At 62.7% G+C, this 20,017-nt stretch carries 15 protein-coding genes; 7 read left to right on the top strand and 8 right to left on the bottom strand.

All coding sequences use genetic code 11. From position 1 onward, the window contains the following. Window positions 1-39: 39 nt before the first annotated feature. The 3 genes from argS to CEW89_RS02635 are packed head-to-tail and all read right to left on the bottom strand — an operon-like array spanning window position 40 to window position 5,006. Complete coding sequence (gene argS / locus CEW89_RS02645) at window positions 40-1,758, bottom strand: arginine--tRNA ligase (protein ID WP_096804810.1); 1,719 nt, start codon at window positions 1,756-1,758, stop codon at window positions 40-42. Between the two features lie 53 nt (window positions 1,759-1,811). Next, entirely contained in the window at window positions 1,812-3,800 is a 1,989-nt protein-coding gene (locus CEW89_RS02640; RefSeq protein ID WP_096804809.1) for a cation:proton antiporter, read from the bottom strand. A gap of 33 nt (window positions 3,801-3,833) precedes the next feature. Continuing rightward, window positions 3,834-5,006 (bottom strand): deoxyguanosinetriphosphate triphosphohydrolase, encoded by a 1,173-nt coding sequence (locus CEW89_RS02635; protein WP_096804808.1) that lies wholly within the window; start codon window positions 5,004-5,006, stop codon window positions 3,834-3,836. A gap of 158 nt (window positions 5,007-5,164) precedes the next feature. On the opposite strand from CEW89_RS02635, the gene CEW89_RS02630 reads away from it, so the two are divergent. The 5 genes from CEW89_RS02630 (at window position 5,165) to xth (ending at window position 8,930) form a co-directional block, all read left to right on the top strand. Next, a complete protein-coding gene (locus CEW89_RS02630) occupies window positions 5,165-5,497 on the top strand; it encodes a HesB/IscA family protein (RefSeq protein WP_066701624.1) in 333 nt (110 codons plus the stop codon). A gap of 249 nt (window positions 5,498-5,746) precedes the next feature. Continuing rightward, the gene (locus CEW89_RS02625; RefSeq protein ID WP_096804807.1) at window positions 5,747-6,106 is read left to right on the top strand and encodes a hypothetical protein; all 360 of its coding nucleotides are present in this window, start codon (window positions 5,747-5,749) and stop codon (window positions 6,104-6,106) included. A gap of 306 nt (window positions 6,107-6,412) precedes the next feature. Further along, a complete protein-coding gene (locus CEW89_RS02620; RefSeq protein ID WP_198403483.1) occupies window positions 6,413-6,769 on the top strand; it encodes a hypothetical protein in 357 nt (118 codons plus the stop codon). Between the two features lie 100 nt (window positions 6,770-6,869). Beyond that, complete coding sequence (locus CEW89_RS02615) at window positions 6,870-8,066, top strand: BaiN/RdsA family NAD(P)/FAD-dependent oxidoreductase (RefSeq protein ID WP_096804806.1); 1,197 nt, start codon at window positions 6,870-6,872, stop codon at window positions 8,064-8,066. Between the two features lie 33 nt (window positions 8,067-8,099). Next, window positions 8,100-8,930 (top strand): exodeoxyribonuclease III, encoded by an 831-nt coding sequence (xth, locus tag CEW89_RS02610; protein WP_096804805.1) that lies wholly within the window; start codon window positions 8,100-8,102, stop codon window positions 8,928-8,930. A 144-nt stretch (window positions 8,931-9,074) separates the two neighbouring features. On the opposite strand, the gene der is transcribed toward xth, so the two are convergent. The 4 genes from der to CEW89_RS02590 all read right to left on the bottom strand — a co-directional run bounded on the left by der (window position 9,075) and on the right by CEW89_RS02590 (window position 14,004). Beyond that, window positions 9,075-10,592 carry a ribosome biogenesis GTPase Der gene (gene der / locus CEW89_RS02605; protein ID WP_096804804.1) on the bottom strand — a complete coding sequence of 506 codons (1,518 nt, stop codon included), beginning with the start codon at window positions 10,590-10,592 and terminating at the stop codon, window positions 9,075-9,077. A gap of 87 nt (window positions 10,593-10,679) precedes the next feature. Beyond that, a complete protein-coding gene (locus tag CEW89_RS02600) occupies window positions 10,680-11,882 on the bottom strand; it encodes a glycosyltransferase family 61 protein (protein WP_096804803.1) in 1,203 nt (400 codons plus the stop codon). Window positions 11,883-11,919: 37 nt separating this feature from the next. Next, window positions 11,920-13,296, bottom strand: coding sequence for a PQQ-like beta-propeller repeat protein (locus CEW89_RS02595; RefSeq protein ID WP_066701613.1), 1,377 nt, complete (start codon window positions 13,294-13,296; stop codon window positions 11,920-11,922). Between the two features lie 60 nt (window positions 13,297-13,356). Then, window positions 13,357-14,004, bottom strand: a complete 648-nt coding sequence (locus CEW89_RS02590) for a hypothetical protein (RefSeq protein ID WP_066701612.1) — start codon at window positions 14,002-14,004, stop codon at window positions 13,357-13,359. A 402-nt stretch (window positions 14,005-14,406) separates the two neighbouring features. On the opposite strand from CEW89_RS02590, the gene CEW89_RS02585 reads away from it, so the two are divergent. Together CEW89_RS02585 and CEW89_RS02580 are read left to right on the top strand one after the other, a co-directional pair. Beyond that, on the top strand, window positions 14,407-15,534 hold the full coding sequence (locus tag CEW89_RS02585; RefSeq protein WP_096804802.1) for an efflux RND transporter periplasmic adaptor subunit: 1,128 nt from the start codon (window positions 14,407-14,409) through the stop codon (window positions 15,532-15,534). Then, the gene (locus CEW89_RS02580) at window positions 15,531-19,199 is read left to right on the top strand and encodes an efflux RND transporter permease subunit (RefSeq protein WP_096804801.1); all 3,669 of its coding nucleotides are present in this window, start codon (window positions 15,531-15,533) and stop codon (window positions 19,197-19,199) included. The genes CEW89_RS02585 and CEW89_RS02580 overlap by 4 nt, the downstream gene beginning before the upstream one ends. 3 nt (window positions 19,200-19,202) lie before the next feature. Here the strand turns inward: CEW89_RS02580 and CEW89_RS02575 are convergent, their stop codons facing one another. Next, window positions 19,203-20,015, bottom strand: a complete 813-nt coding sequence (locus CEW89_RS02575; RefSeq protein WP_096804800.1) for a class I SAM-dependent methyltransferase — start codon at window positions 20,013-20,015, stop codon at window positions 19,203-19,205. Between the last annotated feature and the right edge of the window lie 2 nt (window positions 20,016-20,017).

Here is a 20,017-nt window from a genome sequence, read left to right as displayed (position 1 = left end):
TCGGGGTCTCCGACCCTTGTTCGCCTAAAGCCTTGCGGCTTAACGCATTTCTTCCGCCGGAGTGACCCCAAGGATACCAAGACCTGCGGAAATCACAACGGCCACGGCGCGCGGCAGGGCGATTTTCGCCGCCGACAGCTCCGCATCGTCATGCAGGAAGCGCAGCGCCTCGTTCTCGTTGCCCTTGTTCCACAGCGCGTGGAAATCCGACGCCAGCTCATAGAGATAGAAGGCGATCCGGTGCGGCTCGTGGCCCTTGGCGGCAATTTCCACCTGACGCGGGAAGTCGGCGATCTTGCGCGCAACCGCGATCTCCGCCGGGTCGTCGAACTTCGGCGTATCGGTCAGGGTCACGCCCTGTTCGGCTGCCTTGCGCAGCACCGAACGGACCCGGGCGTGGGCATATTGCACGTAGAACACCGGGTTGTCTTTCGATTGCTCCAGAACCTTGTCGAAATCGAAATCCAAGGGCGCGTCGTTCTTGCGCGTCAGCATGATGAAGCGGGTCACATCCTTGCCCGCCTGCTCGACCACATCACGCAGCGTCACAAAGGTGCCCGCACGTTTCGACATCTTGAACGGCTCACCGTTCTTGAAGAGTTTCACAAGCTGGATGAGCTTGATATCGCACTCGACCTTGCCGTCGGACAGCGCCGACACGGCGGCTTTCATCCGTTTGACATAGCCGCCATGGTCGGCACCAAAGACGTCGATGATGCCGTCATAGCCGCGTTTCACCTTGTCGTAATGATAGGCGATGTCGGGAGCGAAATAGGTCCAGGAGCCGTCGGATTTCTTCACCGGGCGGTCGACATCGTCGCCATGTTCGGTGGATTTAAACAGCGTCTGCTCGCGCGGCTCCCAATCCTCGGGCGTTTTGCCTTTCGGCGGCTCAAGGACGCCCTCGTAGATCAACCCCTTGTCATCGAGTTCCTTGAGTGCGGCCTCGATCAGCCCCGTGCCGTAGAGCGATTTCTCCGAGAAGAAATTGTCCATCTCGACACCGAGAGAGGCGAGATCGGCGCGGATCATTTTCATCATCTCGTCGGTGGCGAATTCGCGCACCTCGTCGATCCATTGCTCTTCGGGCGTGTTGAGCAGGCGCTCACCATATGTCGCCTTCATCGCCTCGCCCACCGGCTTGAGGTAATCGCCCGGATACATGCCCTCGGCGATCTCCGGGTTCAGCCCGTTGGCCTCGCGATAGCGCTCGAATGCGGACCGCGCCAGTACATCGACCTGAGCCCCGCCGTCGTTGATGTAATATTCCCGCGTCACATCATACCCCGAGAAATCCAGCAGGGACGCCAGAGCATCGCCGAACACCGCACCACGGGTATGCCCAACATGCATCGGCCCCGTGGGGTTGGCGGAGACATATTCGACGTTGATCTTCTTGCCCGCGCCCATGCTCGAGCGGCCATAGCCCTCAGCCGTCAGAACGCCCTCCACGAGCCCGGTCCAGACACCTTGCGCCAGACGCAGGTTGATGAACCCCGGCCCCGCCACATCGACGCTCTCGACACGCGGATCGGCGGCGAGTTTCTCGGCCAGCTTGTCGGCAATATCGCGCGGCTTCGCCTTGGCCGGTTTCGCCAGAACCATTGCGGCATTGGTCGCCATATCGCCATGCAGCGGATCGCGCGGCGGCTCCACGGCGACATTGGCAAAATCGAGCCCCTCGGGCAGCGCGCCCTCGGCGGTCAGCGCCGCAAGGCTGTCGATCACAAGGACACGGATATCGGCGAACAGGTTCATGACGTCTCTCTAATGTATAGCTTGGCGCGGGTTTACCACGCATGTGGCCAAGGTCAACGGGCTTGACCCTCCGCCACGCCGTCTGCCTGCCCCTCGGACAGCCCGTCCGCGCGTTTGCGCTCGCTTTCAGGTGGCACAAGCGCCACGAGTTTCACCCCCGCCCCCATCCGTCCGCGCGCTGCATTGAGACGCAGATCGGTGCGCCGCCGCTTCAAGGCCTCGCGCGCCGTCTCACGCTGATCTTCCGGCAGAGCCTCGATGGCCGCCTCGGCCCGGCGCGGGAACAACAATTCGGCATCTTCCTGTAAGAACCGCTTGAACACCCCGCCCGAGACCAGCCGCCCGAGCAAAAGCGCATGCGGGCGGTCCTCCTTCCACTGATCGAAGCCGTAATCCTCGGTCAGCGGCGTCGCGGTGATGCGCCAGCCCTGTTTCATCAGCTCCTCGAGCTCGCCAAAGGTCTTACCCGCCCCGAAAGGCCGCCCGCCAAGCTGCGAAGGCAACGAATGGCGCGCCCTTTCGCCCTTTTCGCGGGCGATCTGCCAAACCTGATCGCGACCGAATTCCGACCCGAAATCCGTGGCGACCAGAGTATTGTAGGCGTCGTTCTCGGTGGCCGCGATCAGCGTCTCGAACGACAGGATCTCCAGACTGTCCTCCGCCGCCTCGCCAAGGATGTCACCATAAAACACCGGCAGCCCAGCCGTGCGCGGCCGCAACAGTCGCGCGTGGTTCGGATCGGCGACCAAAACCGGCACCTCCTCACGCTTCAAAAGCTCGCCCAAAGCGGTGGTAAAGCGCGAGCCGCCAAGAAGCAAAACGCCGGGCCGACCTTTCGACGCCAATCCCAAAGCGCGGGCCACAGGGGCCAGCGTGAAGCCATGAAGCACCACGGTTGCCAGCACCAGAACAAAGGCCAGCGGCCCGATCACCGAGCCGTCGCTCACCCCCGCCTGCGCCAGACGTTCGCCAAAAAGCCCCGCCACAGCCACCAAAACCACCCCGCGCGGACCGGTGAGCGCGATCAAAAGCTTCTCGTTGCGCGGCAGACCGGTGCCGATGAGCGAGATCAGCACGGTCAAAGGCCGCGCCACAAGGATCACCAGCGCCACGAACAGCCCCGCGCGCCATGTGAGTTGCCCGAGAGAGGCGAAATCCATCGAAGACGCCAACAGAATGAACACACCCGAGACCAAAAGGATCGTCGCATGTTCCTTGAATCGGCGAAGCTCCTCGAAGGACGGCAGATCGGCATTGGCGATGATCAGCCCCATCACCGTCACGGCCAAAAGCCCGCTTTCATGCAGCATCATATTGGGAAAGGCAAAGGTCGCCAGAAGCGTAGCAAACAGCACCGGAACCTTCATATATTCCGGCACAAACGCCCGCCGAAACGCGTAAGAAATCGCCGCCCCTGCCGCGATGCCAACGGCCATGGCGATGGCAATCCCCACGCCCAACTGGGTCAGTGCGGCAGGCAGACTTTCCGCCTCGCGCCCCACCAGCACGAATTCAAAGGCCAGCACGGCGGCCAACGCCCCCACCGGATCGTTGACGATGGCCTCCCATTGCAACAGGTTCGCCGGGCGTTTCTGCAATTTCGCCTGCCGCAGCAAAGGCGCAATGACGGTCGGCCCGGTCACCACCATGATGCCGCCGAACACCGCAGAGGCCTCCCATCCGAGCCCCGCCCCCCAATGCAGCGCCGCCGAGGACAGGAACCAGCCCAAAGGCGCGCCAATCACCACAAGGCGCATCACACCTTTGCGCGCATCGCCGAGCTTATGCAGATCCAGCGTCAGCCCGCCCTCAAACAGGATCACCGCGACCGCAAGCGAGATCAACGGCTGCACCAGATCGCCAATGTCGCGCGCCGGGTCGAACACGCCCAGCACCGGCCCGATCACCAGCCCCGCCGCGAGCATCAACACGATGGCAGGCAGTTTCAGCCGCCACGCCAACCATTGCGCTCCGACGCCCAAAACGCCCACAAGGGCAAAAGCCTCCACCGCGCCAAGTCCCGTGACTGTTTCCGTGGCCATGTCGCTGTTTCCTTTGTGCTCTAAATACTCGGATCAGGTGCAGAGCCGTTCGTATTCCTGAATGGCGAAACGGTCGGTCATCCCGGCAACATAATCCAGAACCAGCCGCGCCAGTTCCGTGTCGCTTTGCACATTATCGACCTCATGGCGCCATTCCGCCGGCAGAAGTTCCGGTTGCTCCATAAACAGCGGGAAGAGCGTGTTGACCATATGGGTCACCCGTTTGCGTTCTTTCACCACCGAAGGCGCGCGGTACATCCGCTTGAACAGGAAGGATTTAATCGCCTTAAGATTCTGGAAGAACGGTTTCGAGAAGCGGATGATCGTGCGGTCCATATCGCGGATGTCCTGCGCACATTCCGGCTTGGCGCTTTCCAGCCGGTTGGTGGCAATTGCGATCACATCCTCGACCATATAGCCGAAAATCCGCCTGAGCGCCTCATGGTCGCGCCGGTTGCGCTCCAGCCCCGGATAGAGCCGGTCGACCTCTTCATAGGCCGGGCCCGTGAGCGGCAGTTCCATCAGATCCTCGGCGGTGAACAGCCCCGCACGCAGCCCGTCATGCAGGTCGTGGTGATTGTAGGCCACATCGTCGGCAATCGCCGCCACCTGCGCCTCGGCACTGGCAAAGGTGTGCAGCTCCAGATCGAACTGATCGTTCACCTCCTTGAGCGCATAGGGCAAGGGCGCATCATCCGGGTGTTTCTTCTTGTCGGCATTGGGGCCGATGATCGGCCCGTTGTGCTTGGCAATACCCTCAAGGCTCTCCCATGTCAGGTTCAGACCGTCGAAGGTCGCATAATGCCGCTCCAGCTTGGTCACGATCCGAAGCGCCTGGGCGTTGTGATCAAAGCCACCATAAGGCGCCATCAGCAATTCAAGCGCATCCTCCCCGGTATGCCCGAACGGTGAATGCCCCAGATCATGCGCGAGCGCCACGGCTTCGGCCAGCCCTTCGTTCAGCCCCAAAGCCCCCGCAAGCGTGCGCGCCACCTGCGCCACCTCGATGGAATGGGTTAGCCGCGTGCGGTAATAATCGCCCTCATGTTCGACAAAAACCTGCGTCTTGTGTTTGAGGCGCCGAAAGGCCGAGGAATGGATGATCCGGTCGCGGTCGCGTTGAAACGGCGAGCGGAAGGTCGACAATTCTTCCGGGTAAAGCCGCCCGCGGGTTTCGAAAGGCTGGGTCGCATAGGGTTTCAACATCTGCTCTTCCCGGAAGCCATCGCCTCCGTCCTCATGGCTGTCTTGTCGCTGTTCCTTGTGAGGACTATATTGTGCCCAGCACTCCGCGACAAACAGATGACGCGGGAAAATCGCAATAACCGGCTGTTTTTTCAGCCTGAACACCCGGGAATGACAGCATGCCCCTCACCTTGCCGCCGAAAGTGACAGACCGCGCGTATGCCCGGCTGGCCGAAATCAACGAAATGACCGGCGAGAGCAAGGCTCTGCGCGTGGCCATCGAGGGAGGCGGCTGTTCCGGATTTCAGTATGACATCACGCTCGACGAGCCCGCCGAGGACGACGTGGTCCTGAAGGGCGACGGTGGCGTGGTGGTGATCGACCCGGTCTCCCTGCCCTTTCTGGAAAACGCCACCATCGACTTCACCGAGGAATTGATCGGCGCGCGGTTCGTGATCGACAACCCCAATGCCACCGCGTCCTGCGGCTGCGGCGTGTCGTTTTCGATGTAAAACCGGGCGGAATGTCGCCATTCGTGATCGGGGAGGTCTTCGGATCTCCCTTTTTCTTTGGCTTTCCCCGGTCACCGCGCCGCTCCGATCACGAAATCGCACACGCAAAGTCACGGTCGAGGCGCGTTCTTGTGACATATCAACCCCTTACAAACCGGCATGGCGACCTCCACCTGTTGACCACACAGACGGACCCGAAGTTCTTCCCGTTCCGCCATTCTCAAACGCCTTCCTGGAAAGGACAAGAAAATGACCTTCAATTCCGTAAAAACCCTGACCGCTGCCGCTCTTCTCGCCGTCGCCACCTCCGGCACCGCCTTCGCGGCCAATATGGATTACAACTACATCGTCCCGGGCGAAATCCAGAGCCTGAACTCCGTGATCAACCTCGAGCTGGTGCGGGCCTCCGAGGCGGGGACCGTGTCGATCTACGACTATTCGAACGGCACCCAAGGCGCTCTGCTGGGGACCGCCGAGGTTCATGCCGGCGCCAACACAAACGTGAAAGTGGAGCTCACCCCGAACGTGGCCCAGAAAGCGCTCGTGGTCTTGAGCGAAGAAGGCGCGCCGGTCGCGACCACCACCCTGCACAATCTCGACAAGATGTAAGCTCCCATCCACGACAGATGAAACCCGCATGACCGATAGAACCGATAGAAAAGCCCCACAAGGGGCTTTTCGCGGCTTCAGGGATGGCCAGGCCTGAGACCTGATGCACATCGCACATGAAGACCCTTCCTTTCTGCGCGTTTTCGCACAGGCGTAGCCACAGGGATTCACACACGAAATTGTCACTTTTCACGCGCAATCTTGTGATCATTCAGACTCTTACCTCCGCCCCGGAGTACCCCATATGAGACAGGACATATAATGGACCCGGGATATGCCCGGTCTGACTTCCAAAGGACCAAAATCATGAGTACACATTCCATGAAAACCATTGTTGCCGCCTCCCTGATCGCCGTTGCCGGTTCCGCTGCCTTCGCGGGATCGAACTACATCAAGCCGGGTGAGGCCCAAAACACCAATTCCGGCGTGACGCTTGAACTCGTGCGTGCTGAAACCGATGGCGTGATCTACGCCTACGACAACAAATCCGGCACCGACGGAAAAGTGCTCGGCTCCGCTCCGGTCAAAGCCGGCGTCAACACCGATGTTCGGGTGAATTTCACCACACCGGCTCTGAATGACGTTCTTACCGTGCTCTACACCACGGATACGACGACGCCTGCGGCCACGGCGAAGGTCAGAGATCGCAACCCGATCGACTGAACCCAGTCTGCGCTTTGAGAAAAGGCCTCGCATATGCGAGGCCTTTGTTCTGTCTGCAATCTGACTTGCAATACTCCGTCCGGCCTGATCAAACCGGCCCATGGAGCATGTCGACACGATCATACTGGGCGCAGGTGCCGCAGGCCTGTTCTGTGCGGGTTTTGCAGCCGCGCGAGGTGGTTCCGTGCTTGTGGTCGACCATGCCAAACGTCCGGCGGAAAAGGTGCGCATCTCCGGCGGCGGGCGCTGCAATTTCACCAATCTCTACGCCGAAGCGGGAAACTACCTCTCCGGCAACCCGCATTTCGCCAAATCGGCGCTGGCACGCTACACGCAATGGGATTTCATCGACCTTTTGGCCCGTTACGGCATCACATGGCATGAGAAAAACCCCGAAAAAGCGTTGGGACAGTTGTTTTGCGACGGCAAATCGACGGCCATTGTCGAGATGCTGCTCTCTGAGGCCCGCGCCGCTGAAATCCGGCTGGAGACCACCCTCGATGAGATCGCCCATGACGGCACACGGTTTCGCCTGAACCTCTCCGGTCGTTCCACCACCTGTCGTCATCTCGTTGTCGCCACGGGCGGCAAGTCGATCCCGAAAATGGGCGCGACCGGGCTTGGCTATCAGATCGCCACCCAATTCGGCCTTCCCGTGACCGACACCCGCCCCGGCCTCGTGCCCCTGACCTTCGCCCCCCATGAGCTCGACTGGATCGCACCACTCGCGGGCACGGCGGTCGACGCGCGGGTCTCCGCCAATGGTACGTGCTTCGACGAGGCGCTTTTGTTTACCCATCGCGGACTGTCCGGCCCGTCGATCCTGCAAATCTCCAATTACTGGCGCGAGGGCGACGCAATCACGGTCGATCTTTTGCCGCGGCAAAACGCTTTCGATGCCCTGAAATCCGCCCGCGCGGACAACGGCCGTCGCCAGATGCAAACCGCCCTCGCGACGTTGTTTCCCACAAAGCTTGCCCAGGCGCTGGCGGAGAAACTTGCCCTCACCGGCAATCTTGCCGACCAATCCGACAAAGCCCTGCAAGCCATCGCGGAGCAACTCCACGGCCTCCCCCTCAAACCCACCGGATCGGAGGGCTACCGCACCGCCGAGGTGACGCTGGGCGGCGTCGACACCGATGCGCTCTCGTCGAAAACCATGGCGGCCAAATCCGTCCCCGGCCTCTATTTCATCGGCGAGGTGGTGGATGTGACCGGCTGGCTCGGTGGCTATAATTTCCAATGGGCCTGGGCCTCGGCGGCGGCAGCCGGACGGGCCATTGCCGACAAAGGCTAAGCCCCCTACAAAGGGGCAAAAGAGGGAGAAGCCATGAAAATCGCCAGCTTCAACATCAACGGCATCAAGGCGCGCGCAGACGCGCTCACGGACTGGCTGAAAGAGGCCGAACCGGATGTGGCGATCTTACAAGAGATCAAATCCGTCGACGAAAATTTCCCCCGCGAGATCTTCGAAGACTTGGGCTATAATGTTGAAACCCATGGACAAAAGTCGTTCAACGGCGTCGCTTTGCTCTCGAAACTGCCGCTTGAGGACGTCACGCGCGGCCTGCCCGGCGCAGAGGGCGCGGGGCGCGATGGCGGCGACGACGAGGAAGCGCGCTATATCGAGGCGACGGTTGTGGGCGAGACGCAGGCGCTCCGCATTTGCGGGCTGTATCTGCCGAATGGCAACCCGGTCGATCTCGACGCCGATGGCACTCCCGTGCCCGGCTCGAAATACGACTACAAGCTCAAATGGTTCGACCGGCTGACCGCCCGCGCCGAGGCGCTTTTGGCGGAAGAACAGCCCTTCCTGATGGCGGGCGATTACAACCTGATCCCCCAGCCCGAGGACGCGAAACGCCCCGAGGCTTGGAAAGACGACGCGCTGTTTCGCTTGGAGAGCCGCGCCAAATTCCGCCGCCTCACCGCGCTTGGCCTGACCGACGCGCTGCGTGTCCGCAATGGCGCGCCGGACACCTATACGTTCTGGGACTACCAGGCGGGCGCGTTCCAGAAAAACGACGGCATCCGCATCGACCATTTCCTGCTGTCGCCGCAGGCCGCCGATCTCCTGACGGATTGCCAGATCGACGCTTTCACCCGCGCCAAGGACAAGCCGTCCGATCACGTCCCGATCTGGGTCGATCTCGACCTCTAAACACAAAATCAAACGAAAAAGGGAGGCACAACGCCCCCTTCTTTTGTCTCATGGGCTCCGCCCGTTCTCGGCTCAAACGCGCCACTGGCGCGTTTCTTTTCCGCCGTTCACTCCTCGCCGAAGGCAAGCGCGTCAGCGCTTTTCTTATTTCTTCGGCGGCCGCTGCTTCTTGACCTTCGGCGCATCCGCCCGGTCCTTGCCAAGGTGTTTACGCAACCGCGAGGGCGTCGATTTCGTCTTGTTTTTATACGGGTTCTTATCCGCCTGAGAGCGGAAGAACAGCCGGATCGGCGTCCCCGGCATGTCGAAATCTTCGCGCAACCCGTTGACCAGATAGCGTTTGTAGCTGTCGTTCAACTCGTCCGGATGCGAACACATCACCACGAATTGCGGCGGGCGTGCCTTCACCTGCGTCATGTAGCGCAGCTTGATCCGGCGACCGCCCGGTGCGGGCGGCGGGTGCGCCTCGGTCATCGCGCCCAGCCAGTTGTTCAGGCGCGAGGTCGACACGCGGCGGTTCCAGATCGCGTGGGCGTGCAGGATCGCTTCCTGCAACTTGTCCAAATTCTTGCCGGTCACCGCCGACACGGTGACAAGCTGTGCGCCCCGGAGCTGCGGCAGAAGCCGCGCGAACTCTTCGCGCAACTCTTTGGCTTTGTTGGACTTATCGGTTTCCGTGTCCCATTTGTTGACGGCCACGACCACGGCGCGGCCCTCGCGCTCGGCCAAATCGGCAATCCGCAAATCCTGTTGCTCGAACGGGATCGACACATCGAGCAGCACAACGACGACCTCGGCGAATTTCACCGCGCGCAGACCATCGGCGACGGAGAGCTTTTCGAGCTTTTCCTGCACCTTGGCCTTCTTGCGCATCCCTGCCGTGTCGAACACGCGCACCGGCACGCCGTTCCAGTCCATGGTCACGGAGATCGAGTCCCGCGTGATCCCGGCCTCGGGACCCGTAAGCAAGCGATCTTCGCCCAGAAGCTTGTTGATCAGCGTCGACTTGCCCGCGTTCGGGCGGCCCACAACGGCGATCTGCAACGGCTTGTCGAAGGTAAATTCGCGGGACTCGCCGCCAATATCCTCGCCCTCGCCCAGCTCCTGCTCTTCCTCGGTCAGCTCGACGTCCACCTCCGGCGCTTCTGCCGCCGCACGTTCATCGAACTCTTCGGCCAAAGGTTGCAGCACGGCGTAAAGATCGGGCATGCCCTCGCCATGTTCGGCGGAGAGCCGAAGCGGCTCGCCGAGGCCCAGGGAAAACGCCTCCAGCAAACCGGACTCGCCCGCCTGCCCCTCGGCCTTGTTGGCCGCCAAAATCACATGTTTGGCGCGTTTGCGCAGAATGTCGGCAAAGACCTCATCGGCGGGCAAAACGCCCGCGCGGGCGTCGATCATGAACAGACAAATGTCGGCCATATCGACGGCGCGCTCGGTCAGTTTGCGCATCCGGCCCTGAAGGCTCTCGTCGGTCGCCTCTTCGAGACCCGCCGTGTCGATCACGGTAAACCGCAGATCGCCCAGCTTGGCCTCACCCTCGCGCAGATCACGCGTGACGCCGGGCTGATCGTCCACAAGCGCCAGCCGCCGGCCAACCAGGCGGTTGAACAGGGTCGATTTTCCCACGTTCGGGCGGCCGACGATGGCAAGTGAAAAAGACATGAAACGCTCCGGAGTTGACCCTGCGGGGTATACCTTTTTGCACCCGACTGTCCAGAGGAAACTCTGCGGCATGCCCGGCGCATCCAATCAGCCCGGCCTGCGTGTGGTCTCGGGGATCAGGGTGATGTGATCGGAATGCAGACGCGCTGGCCTGTCATCCAGCGGGGTGGCGGAGTTGCGCACCTCGTACATGTCGCGCTCCAGCCAGGCCCCGATGGCCCGCACTCGCTCCTCGAGTTCGGCACGCGGCGTGTCCGTCCAGACGTCGGGCCGCGAGATCGCACCCAGCTCATAAAGGGCCCGTCCGGTCTCGGCGAAGGACAGCGTGCCGAACATCGACAGCGCCGCGCGTCGCGTGCCCGCCGGAGACCAAGCCGTCTCATGCCCCGCCACAACCCCGACCCGGGCCACACCAAAGGCTTCGAGCTGGCGCGCCTGCAGCGCCGCCTCCGCCGCCGGGCGGCGCTGGATGATCGCGACGGTCTTGTCCGAAGACCAGCCCACGAGAGCGAGCGCGTGAAACGCCGACCCATCGAGACCGACGATCACCTCCGCAGCCTTGTATTGCGCGATCTGGTCACGAAAGCTGTGCTCCTGCGGGTGATAGATCGCGAACCCCTCGTCTTTCAGGAGCGCTTCGAGCTTGTCCTCCTCGATCAGCGAGCCATGGGTCGAATCGAGGGCACTGCGGGAGATGTAGATTTTCTTCGCCCCACGGGCGGGCACATCGGAGGCAAACCGCCCGACGATCATGTCGCGATATTCCGGCGCGCCCAGCATCAGTTCGAGTGCCCCGCACCCCTGTTGCGGCACGGTGAGCTTCGTCAGACGCACCGGCCCGTCGGGCCAGATCATCGGCGGCACCTCAAGCCCGCAGAACTCCGCAAAGCTGCGAATCTGTCGCTCCACCCCCTCCGGCGCCAGCTTGCGCGGCTTCAGCATCAGCGCCGCAGAATGGGCCTTGCCATTCTGCCGCAGGTGCCAGAGCCGCGCCGTGCCTTCGAGAAGGAAGTGCCCGAACCCCGAGGGGTAATGACCGAGATAGAGGAAATCGCCCTCAAGCGTCGGGATCTCCTCGGGCAGAGGATAGTCCTCGGGGATGACATTCGCCCGGTCCCGCGGATAATGCCAGCCGGTGGCATAGGGGTGTTCGCTGCCATCGGCTGACTGCACGCCGCCCCAGTATCGCCAGGTCGCCTTACGCCGCCGGTTCGGCAGGAACAGCGCGTTTTCCAACACGACGACCCGATCCCGGATCGGGCGGTCCGGTGGAAGATCGAGCTGTTTCATACCGTTACATCACCCGCGCTCACGTCTCCGCAAGGCCTCAGCGCAGCGCCGCGAGCGAGCCGTCTTCAAGCAGGAGATACATTGTGCCATTCACCACGATCGGATCGGACGCCGCGCCCTTTGGCAGAGCCACGGTGGCGACCAGCGCACCCGAGACCGGATCGAAACCGCGCAGCACCGCATCGTCGGACGCCACCCACATCTTGCCACCTGCGGCCACCGGACCGTAATGGGCGAAGACCGCCTTACGTTTGCGCACCTTGTCGGTGGTGTAATAGGGCAGTTGCACGCCCCAGATCCGTTGCCCGTTCGACGCCGACAGACGCACAAGCTCGTTGCGGTCGGTGACGATGAACACGGAGCCGCCGACCACGGAGGCCGGGCTATAGGCGCCTTCGTCCGCAGTCCAGATCCGCTCGCCCATGTCCATGGAGAAGGCGGCATAGCGCCCGGCCTGGTTGCCGACATAGAAGCGGTCGCCGACGATCACCGGATCGGAGGTGATGTCGGACACGTTGGCATAGACCACGCCTCTGCGCTGACCGGCCAGAGAGGCCGACCAGTAGCGCACGCCACCCTGACGGAACACACCGTAGAGATCGCCCGAAGAGAACGGCAGCACGGCGAACTTGTCGCCGATCGCCGGCGAGGTAGCACCGGCACGCGAGGTGATGGTTTCCGGACCGCTGAGGGTCCATTTCACCCGACCGTCTTTGGTCTGCACCGCCCAGACCTGACCGTCGCCCGCGACAACATAGGCCAGCCCGTCATGGACAGACAGGCCCGCAGCCCCCACGGCCTCGAACCGCTGACGCCAGCGCTCCCCGCCGGTCGACAGATCGAGCGCCACGAGATCGCCGTAGCCGGTGGTGGCGTAGAGCGTGTTGCCGGAGATCGCCAGAGCGCCGCCAAAGACCTTGCCGCTTTTCTCGCCCGCAGGTGTCAGATCGACGGACCAGACCGGTGCACCGCTGCTGGCGGAGACCGCCGTCACGCGCGCCGCCGAATCCATCGCAAAAATCACACCGGCCTCGGCCACCGGATCAACGGTCAACCGCGCCCGGCGGGTCTTGCCCTGACCGATATCCGCGGTCCACATCAGATGCGGCGTGCCGGAGGTGAACGCGTTGTGGCCAGAAGCATGCGTGCGCCCTGCCCCGGTCATCGTCCAGGAATCACGGGTGATCGGCGTTCCCAGAGAAATCTTCTCGGCGCGATTCACCACCGGGCCGGTGTTCGCGGCGGCGAGTACGGAGCCGTCTCTCGGATCGAGCCGGGTGCCCTGGAGAATCTCTTCCCGCCCGGCGCCACAGGCCGTCAGCGCCAGCATCGCCATGAACAGCCCGGCCTTGCCAATCCCGGCCTTTCCGGTTCTGACGTCGCCGGTCCCGGCCTTACATGTCTGACCGATCATCCCTGCACTCCCTGCTTTAACCCTACGCATCCCACACCCGGCCCTTGCCTGTCGCAACCCTTACTCGGCGGGATCCGCCCCAAGCGCCACCATCATCTGTGCCGCGCGCCGACGCAAGGCATTACTTGCATCCACGTCCTGCGAGATCGCCCGATAGCCGTCGATCGCCGCCTGTGTATCGCCCATTTCCGCCTGCGCCGCGGCAAGCTGTTCCTCGGCGAGCAACCGATAGGGCGCACCGGGGCTGGCAATGCCCGCAAGCTGGCCGATGCGGTCCTCGGGCGAGATTTCCCCGGCACCGATCATCACCGTCTTGAGCACCGCGAGATCGCGATAGACCGGGTCCAGCATGTCGTCGGCAGCCAGCGGCGCCAGAACGGCCAGAGCGCCCTTCACATCGCCCGCGGCATGAAGCTCACCGGCGCGCAGCATCGCTATGGCCACCCGCGCCTCGCCACCCGCGACATCGGCAAGTGCGGCGGCACGCGCCTCGGGCGTCTCGGCGCCCAGAGCCGCGGTAATCGCGTCGCCCGTGGCTTCCGCTGCCGTCCGGGCTTTCGCCTTGGAATATTCCGTCCAGGCCGCACCGCCCACCAGCGCCAGCACGGCGACGATTCCGATCCAGCCGTATTTCTTCAGGAAAGCGTAGAACTTGTCGCGGCGGACCTCTTCGGTCACCTCGTCGATAAAGCTATCGGTATGGCTCACTCTCGCCCCCTGACCGCGCGCTGCGGGATTGGTATTTCAAACGTCTGCCCCCTCTTACCCCGATCTGCGACGGAATGCCAAGACCTGCGCGACACACCGGGCCCGGGCACAAACGCCCCTGGGATCACAGGCGCGAGAGCGCGGGAGCACCTCTGTGCGCGAACGCTCAACAGACTCCCGGACTGCGTGCAGTTCGGCACGATACCGGAAAATTTCTTCTTCTGAGACGTTTTTACACGTCATCTTTGCGTATCTTTCTCTTGTGATAAGATGAAGTCTTATCCATCTTGGCCGCAATGTTAATCCGATTAACTCCCGAAACCGTGACACCGGGAAGGATCAACCGCAAAGACCGCTCCACGGCCTTCATGTCGCGGGCCCCACAAGGACAGCAACAGACACATGCGCATCGTTTCCATCGCCATCGCCATTCTCGTCACCGCCGCGCTCTACCTGTTCATCTTCGAGCGCGACCGGTTGAACGGCACTGCCCCGACGGGCACCCCCGAAACCGCGCAGGTCGAGGCAGATTTCACGCCCCCCGCCGAAAAGGCTCGCACGGAGGCTCATGCGGTCGCTGTCGTGGTCCGGCATTCGCAGGCCGAACCGCTCGACAGCACCGTTGTGCTGCGCGGCGAAACGGAAGCGGCGCGCGAGGTCACGGTGACGGCCGAAACCGCCGGGCGCGTCGTCAACGAACCGCTGCGCAAGGGCGCACTGGTCGAGGCCGGACAGCTTCTGTGTCAGATCGACCGCGGCACACGCGATGCTACGCTCGCACAGGCGCAGGCCGCGCTGGCCGAAGCCGAGGTCGCTTTGGGCAACGCCCGCAAACTCGCCTCGGGCGGCTATGCCTCCGAGACCCAGATTCTCTCCGCCGAGGCCGGTGTCGAGAGCGCCCGTGCGGCGCTTGCCCAGGCCGCGCGCGACATTGAAAACCTCGAGATCAAGGCGCCTTTCGCGGGGCTGCTGGAAAGCGACACGGCGGAGCTCGGCACCTTCCTGACGACAGGCGCGGCCTGTGCGACGGTCATTCAGCTCGATCCGATGAAACTTGTGGGCTACGCCCCCGAGACCGAGGTCGACGAGATCCAAATCGGCGCGCGCGCGGGCGCGCGGCTGATTTCCGGCAATACCGTCACCGGGCATGTCACCTATCTCGCCCGCTCCGCCGATGCCGCCACCCGCACCTTCCGCGTCGAGGTCGAGGTGCCGAACCCGGACTTTGCCATTCGCGATGGCCAGACCGTCGAACTGGCGGTCCGGGCCGAGGGCGAAATGGCGCATCTGGTGGCGCAATCCTCGCTGACGCTCAATGACGACGGGCTGATCGGGCTGCGCCTTGCCGGGCCGGACAATCGCGTCGTCTTCGCCCCCGTCAGGGTGCTGCGCGACACGCGCGAAGGCATCTGGGTCGCAGGCCTGCCGGAGCAGGCGGACATCATCACCGTCGGACAGGAATTCGTGCGCGAAGGTGTCCTGATCGAACCGCATTTCGAGGATGACACCGAAACGGAGACCGAACAATGACCGGCCTCGTCAACTGGGCCGGGCGCCATGCCCGGATGATCCTCGCCTTCGTGGCGCTGACCCTGATCGCGGGGGCCTATGCCTATGTCAGCCTGCCGAAAGAGGGCGAGCCGGACATTGAAATCCCCGGGCTTTATGTGTCGGTGCAATTCCCCGGCATTTCCGCCGAGGATGCCGAAAAGCTGCTGATCAAGCCGATGGAAACCGAGCTGTCGGACCTCGACGGTCTCGACACCATGTCGGCCACGGCGGCGGAGAATTATGCGGGCATCTGGCTCGAGTTCGAATTTGGCTGGGACAAGACCAAGATCATTGCAGACGTGCGCGACCGCATGGGCCGGGTGCAGGCGGATTTCCCGGATGGAGCGGACAATTACACCATTTCGGAGGTGAATTTCTCCGAATTCCCGATCCTGATCGTCAATCTCACCGGCCCGGTGCCGGAACGCACGCTGGTGCAATACGCCAAGTCGATGCAGGACCGGCTTGAAGGGCTGGAACCGGTGTTGGAGGCTCAGCTCACCGGCCATCGCGACGAGATGCTCGAAGTGGTGATCGACCCGCTTAGGCTCGAAAGCTACAACGTCACAGCGGGCGAACTGATCAGCGTTGTCACCAACAACAACCAGCTCGTGGCGGCGGGCGAGATCGAGACCGATCAGGGCACGTTCTCGATCAAAATCCCGTCGAGCTTCAACGATCAGCGCGATGTCATGGCGCTTCCCGTCAAGGTCAATGGCGACCGGGTGGTGACGCTGGGCGATCTGGCGGACATTCGCCTGACCTTCGAGGACCGGGCGGGCACGGCGCGGTTCAACGGCGAGAGCACCGTCGCGCTTCAGGTGGTCAAGCGCAAAGGCTACCCGGTGATCGACACGGTTGCGCTGGTCAAGGGGGCGGTACAGGCCGAGTATGAGAGCTGGCCCGAACCGCTGCAACAGGCGATCACGGTCGGCACCTCGAACGATCAGTCGACGCAGGTCTCGTCGATGGTGAGCCAGCTCGAAGGCTCGGTCCTGACCGCCATCGCGCTTGTAATGATCGTGGTTCTGGCCGCTTTGGGCATCCGCTCGTCCCTGCTGGTGGGCTTCGCGATCCCCACATCCTTCCTGTTGTGTTTCATTCTTCTGGGCCTGATGGACATTACGATTTCCAACATCGTGATGTTTGGACTCATCCTCGCCGTCGGCATGCTGGTCGACGGGGCCATCGTCGTGGTCGAATATGCCGACCGCAAAATGGACGAGGGCGAAGGCCCGATGACCGCTTTTGTCGAGGCCGCCAAGCGGATGTTCTGGCCCATCGTGTCCTCGACCGCCACCACGCTTTGCGCCTTTCTGCCCATGCTGTTCTGGCCGGGGGTGGCGGGCGAGTTCATGGGGATGCTGCCGGTCACGATCATCTTCGTGCTCTCCGCCTCGCTGATCGTGGCGCTGATCTACCTGCCGGTCATGGGCGGGGTCACCGGACGGATCGCACGATTCTACAGCCAGATCTCCGATCTTCTGCATGACCATGTCTCGCACGCGCTGCGTCTCCCCCTCGCGGTCCTCTCGCTTGCGCTGCTCGGCGCGGGCATTTTCCTCTTCCTGCGCGAAAGCTTCCTGATCGCACTGGTGCTGATCTTCCTTGGCGGCTCACTGAGTTCCATCACTCTTGGCGCGCTGCGCATCGAGAAAGCGCCGAAAAAGGTCGAATCCGGCTACAAACGCACCCCCTTCGGCCATGTGATCCAATTCATCACGGCGAATCCGATCATGCCGCCCGTCACCATCCTTGCGGTGATCGTCGCGGTCTTCTCGGTGTTCTCCTATTACGGGTCGCACAACAAAGGCGTCGAATTCTTTGCCGCGACCGAACCGGAACAGGCAATCATCTATGTCAAAGCGCGCGGCAACCTGTCCGTCGCCGAGAAAGACGCGCTGGTGCGGCAGGCGGAGGACATCGTGCTCGCCCAGCCCGGTGTCGACAATGCCTTCGTCTTTGCGGGCGACGGAGGGCTCAATTCCAACACCGGCGGCACCTCCGCGCCGCGCGACACCATCGGGCAAATTCAGGTCGAGCTGATCCCATGGGACGACCGGCCCACGACCACGGAAGACGGGTTTCTGTTTTTCCAAAACACCCATGTCAGCCCGGAGTATGACGGCGATTATGTGCTGGCGCAGCTTGAAGAAAAACTCGCCCGCCTCCCCGGCATCTATACCGAAACGCTGAACCTCTCCATGGGACCGGCCTCGGCGAAACCCGTTCACCTTCGGCTCAAAGCCGACGATTTCGACACGCTGGAGACGGCCACCGAAATCGTGCGCGCCAAGTTCGACGAGACGCCCGCACTGGCCGACATCGAAGACACGCGGCCCCTGCCCGGCATCGACTGGCAGATCGACGTGGATGTGGAGAAAGCCGGGCGGTTCGGCGCGGATGTGGCGACCGTCGGAGGGATGATCCAGCTTGTGACGCGGGGCATCACCCTCGATACCATGCGCGTCGACAGTTCGGACGAGGAAATCGACATCCGTGTGCGCCTGCCCGAAGAATTCCGCGTACTCTCGACACTGGACACGTTGAAGGTGCGGACCTCCGACGGGCTTGTGCCCCTGTCGAATTTCATCACCCGTGAGCCGGTCGCGAAACTCGCCTCGATCTCCCGCGTCGATCAGCAGCGCTATTACGATGTGAAAGCCGCCGTCGACAGCGGCATGACCCGCGACGATGGCGTCACGATCACACCGACCGAGCGGATCGAAACGCTGACCCAATGGCTTGAGGCGGACAATCCCCTGCCCCAAGGTGTGACGTGGGAATGGACCGGCGACGATGAAGAGCAAAAGGAAACCGGCGCCTTCCTCGGCAAAGCCTTCGGCGCCGCACTGGCGCTGATGTTCATCATCCTGCTCGCGCAGTTCAACAGCTTCTACAACTCGGTTCTGGTGCTTCTGGCGGTCGTGATGTCGACGGCGGGCGTGCTGATCGGCCTCATGGTGATGGACATGACCTTCGGCATGATCATGACCGGCACGGGCGTTGTGGCGCTGGCGGGGATCGTGGTGAACAACAACATCGTTCTCATTGATACCTATCAGGAATATGCCCGCTACATGCCCAAGATCGAGGCCATCATCCGCACCGCAGAGGACCGCATCCGGCCCGTGCTTCTGACCACGATCACCACCATGGCCGGGCTGACGCCGATGATGTTCGCGGTCTCGCTCGATTTTCTGGGCGGCGGCTATACGATCAACTCGCCCACGGCGCAGTTCTGGACCAACCTCGCCACCGCCGTCGTTTTCGGCCTCGGCATCGCCACGATCCTGACCTTGGTGTTTACCCCCGCGATGCTGGCCGCACGGGTGTGGTTCTGGGTCTTTGTGCACCACGCGGTGATGCGCCTGATGACCCGCATGGGCATCCAGAGTGCGGCCGCCGAGGATTATCGCCTGCGCCGCGAGGCCAGACGCGCGAAGAACCCGGAATTCGTCTGGACCACGGGAACGGAGAGCTGGGCCGGACCCGACAGCTACGACGCCGAACGCGCCTCGCAAACCGTTCAGAGGCAACGCCCGATGGAACAGCCCACGGCCACGCCCGAAAGCGTGATCGAGCTCGAGCCGGAGCACCCGGAAACGGGTCGCGGCAAACCCGGAAAAGATGCGGCGGAGTAAGGCTCAGGCGCCGCGCGTCGCGGTCAGCAGGAAACACATCGGGATTTGCGCGGCGCGCCCCTGATAGAGGTCATACTCCGGCTCGCGGTTGCTGTGGCCGAACTCCTCAAGGCCGTCGATCTGCAATCCCGCCTGCGCGGTGGCGGTCACGATTTCACCCAGCGTGTGCGGGAACCAGTAGCTGGTCGTGCCCATACCGTGATCTTCTCCGTCATAGGTGAAGATGTCGTCCTGAACATGCGGCTCCGTGCGGAAATAGCTGAATCCTGGCTCATGCGGGGAGGCCGCCTCCGGGTCGAACATCTCCATCACCGGATGGGTTTCGTAAATCATCAGAACGGCCCCCGGTGCCATCAGGGACGCGACGATTTCAAAGAACCGGGTCAGATCGGGCATCCAGTTCAGCACACCAATGGTGATCAAGACGAAATCGAAGGAGCCGATCCCCTCGGGCAGGTCGTAGATATCGGCGGCGATCAGCGCGGGCGCCTGCCCTGCGACCTCCGCGAGACGACGGCCCTGATCGAGAAACCGCTCGGACTGATCTATGCCTGCCGCCGGAATCGCTCCGAAAGACGCCAGCGACAGAAGCTCACGGGCATTGTTGCAGCCGATCTGCACCGCGCGCTTGCCCGTCAGATCGCGCGCCCCGAGCGCTTCGGTCATCGTGGCGTCGAAGGTGGAAAACCCCGGCTTTGCTGCGGCGTCCAGAAGCGCCAGCCACTCAGGTCCGGTTTCGTGCAGCGGCGCAGAGGCCTCCCAGGCGGCCCTGTTCGCCGCCGTGACCTCTTGCCGGGTCAGGTCTTGTTTCGTCATGT

Origin of the sequence: Celeribacter ethanolicus (genome assembly GCF_002407265.1) — a bacterium.
GTDB classification, from domain to species: domain Bacteria; phylum Pseudomonadota; class Alphaproteobacteria; order Rhodobacterales; family Rhodobacteraceae; genus Celeribacter; species Celeribacter ethanolicus.
Note: the sequence above shows the minus strand (reverse complement) of the source record. Positions and strands in the feature narration are given on the sequence as shown.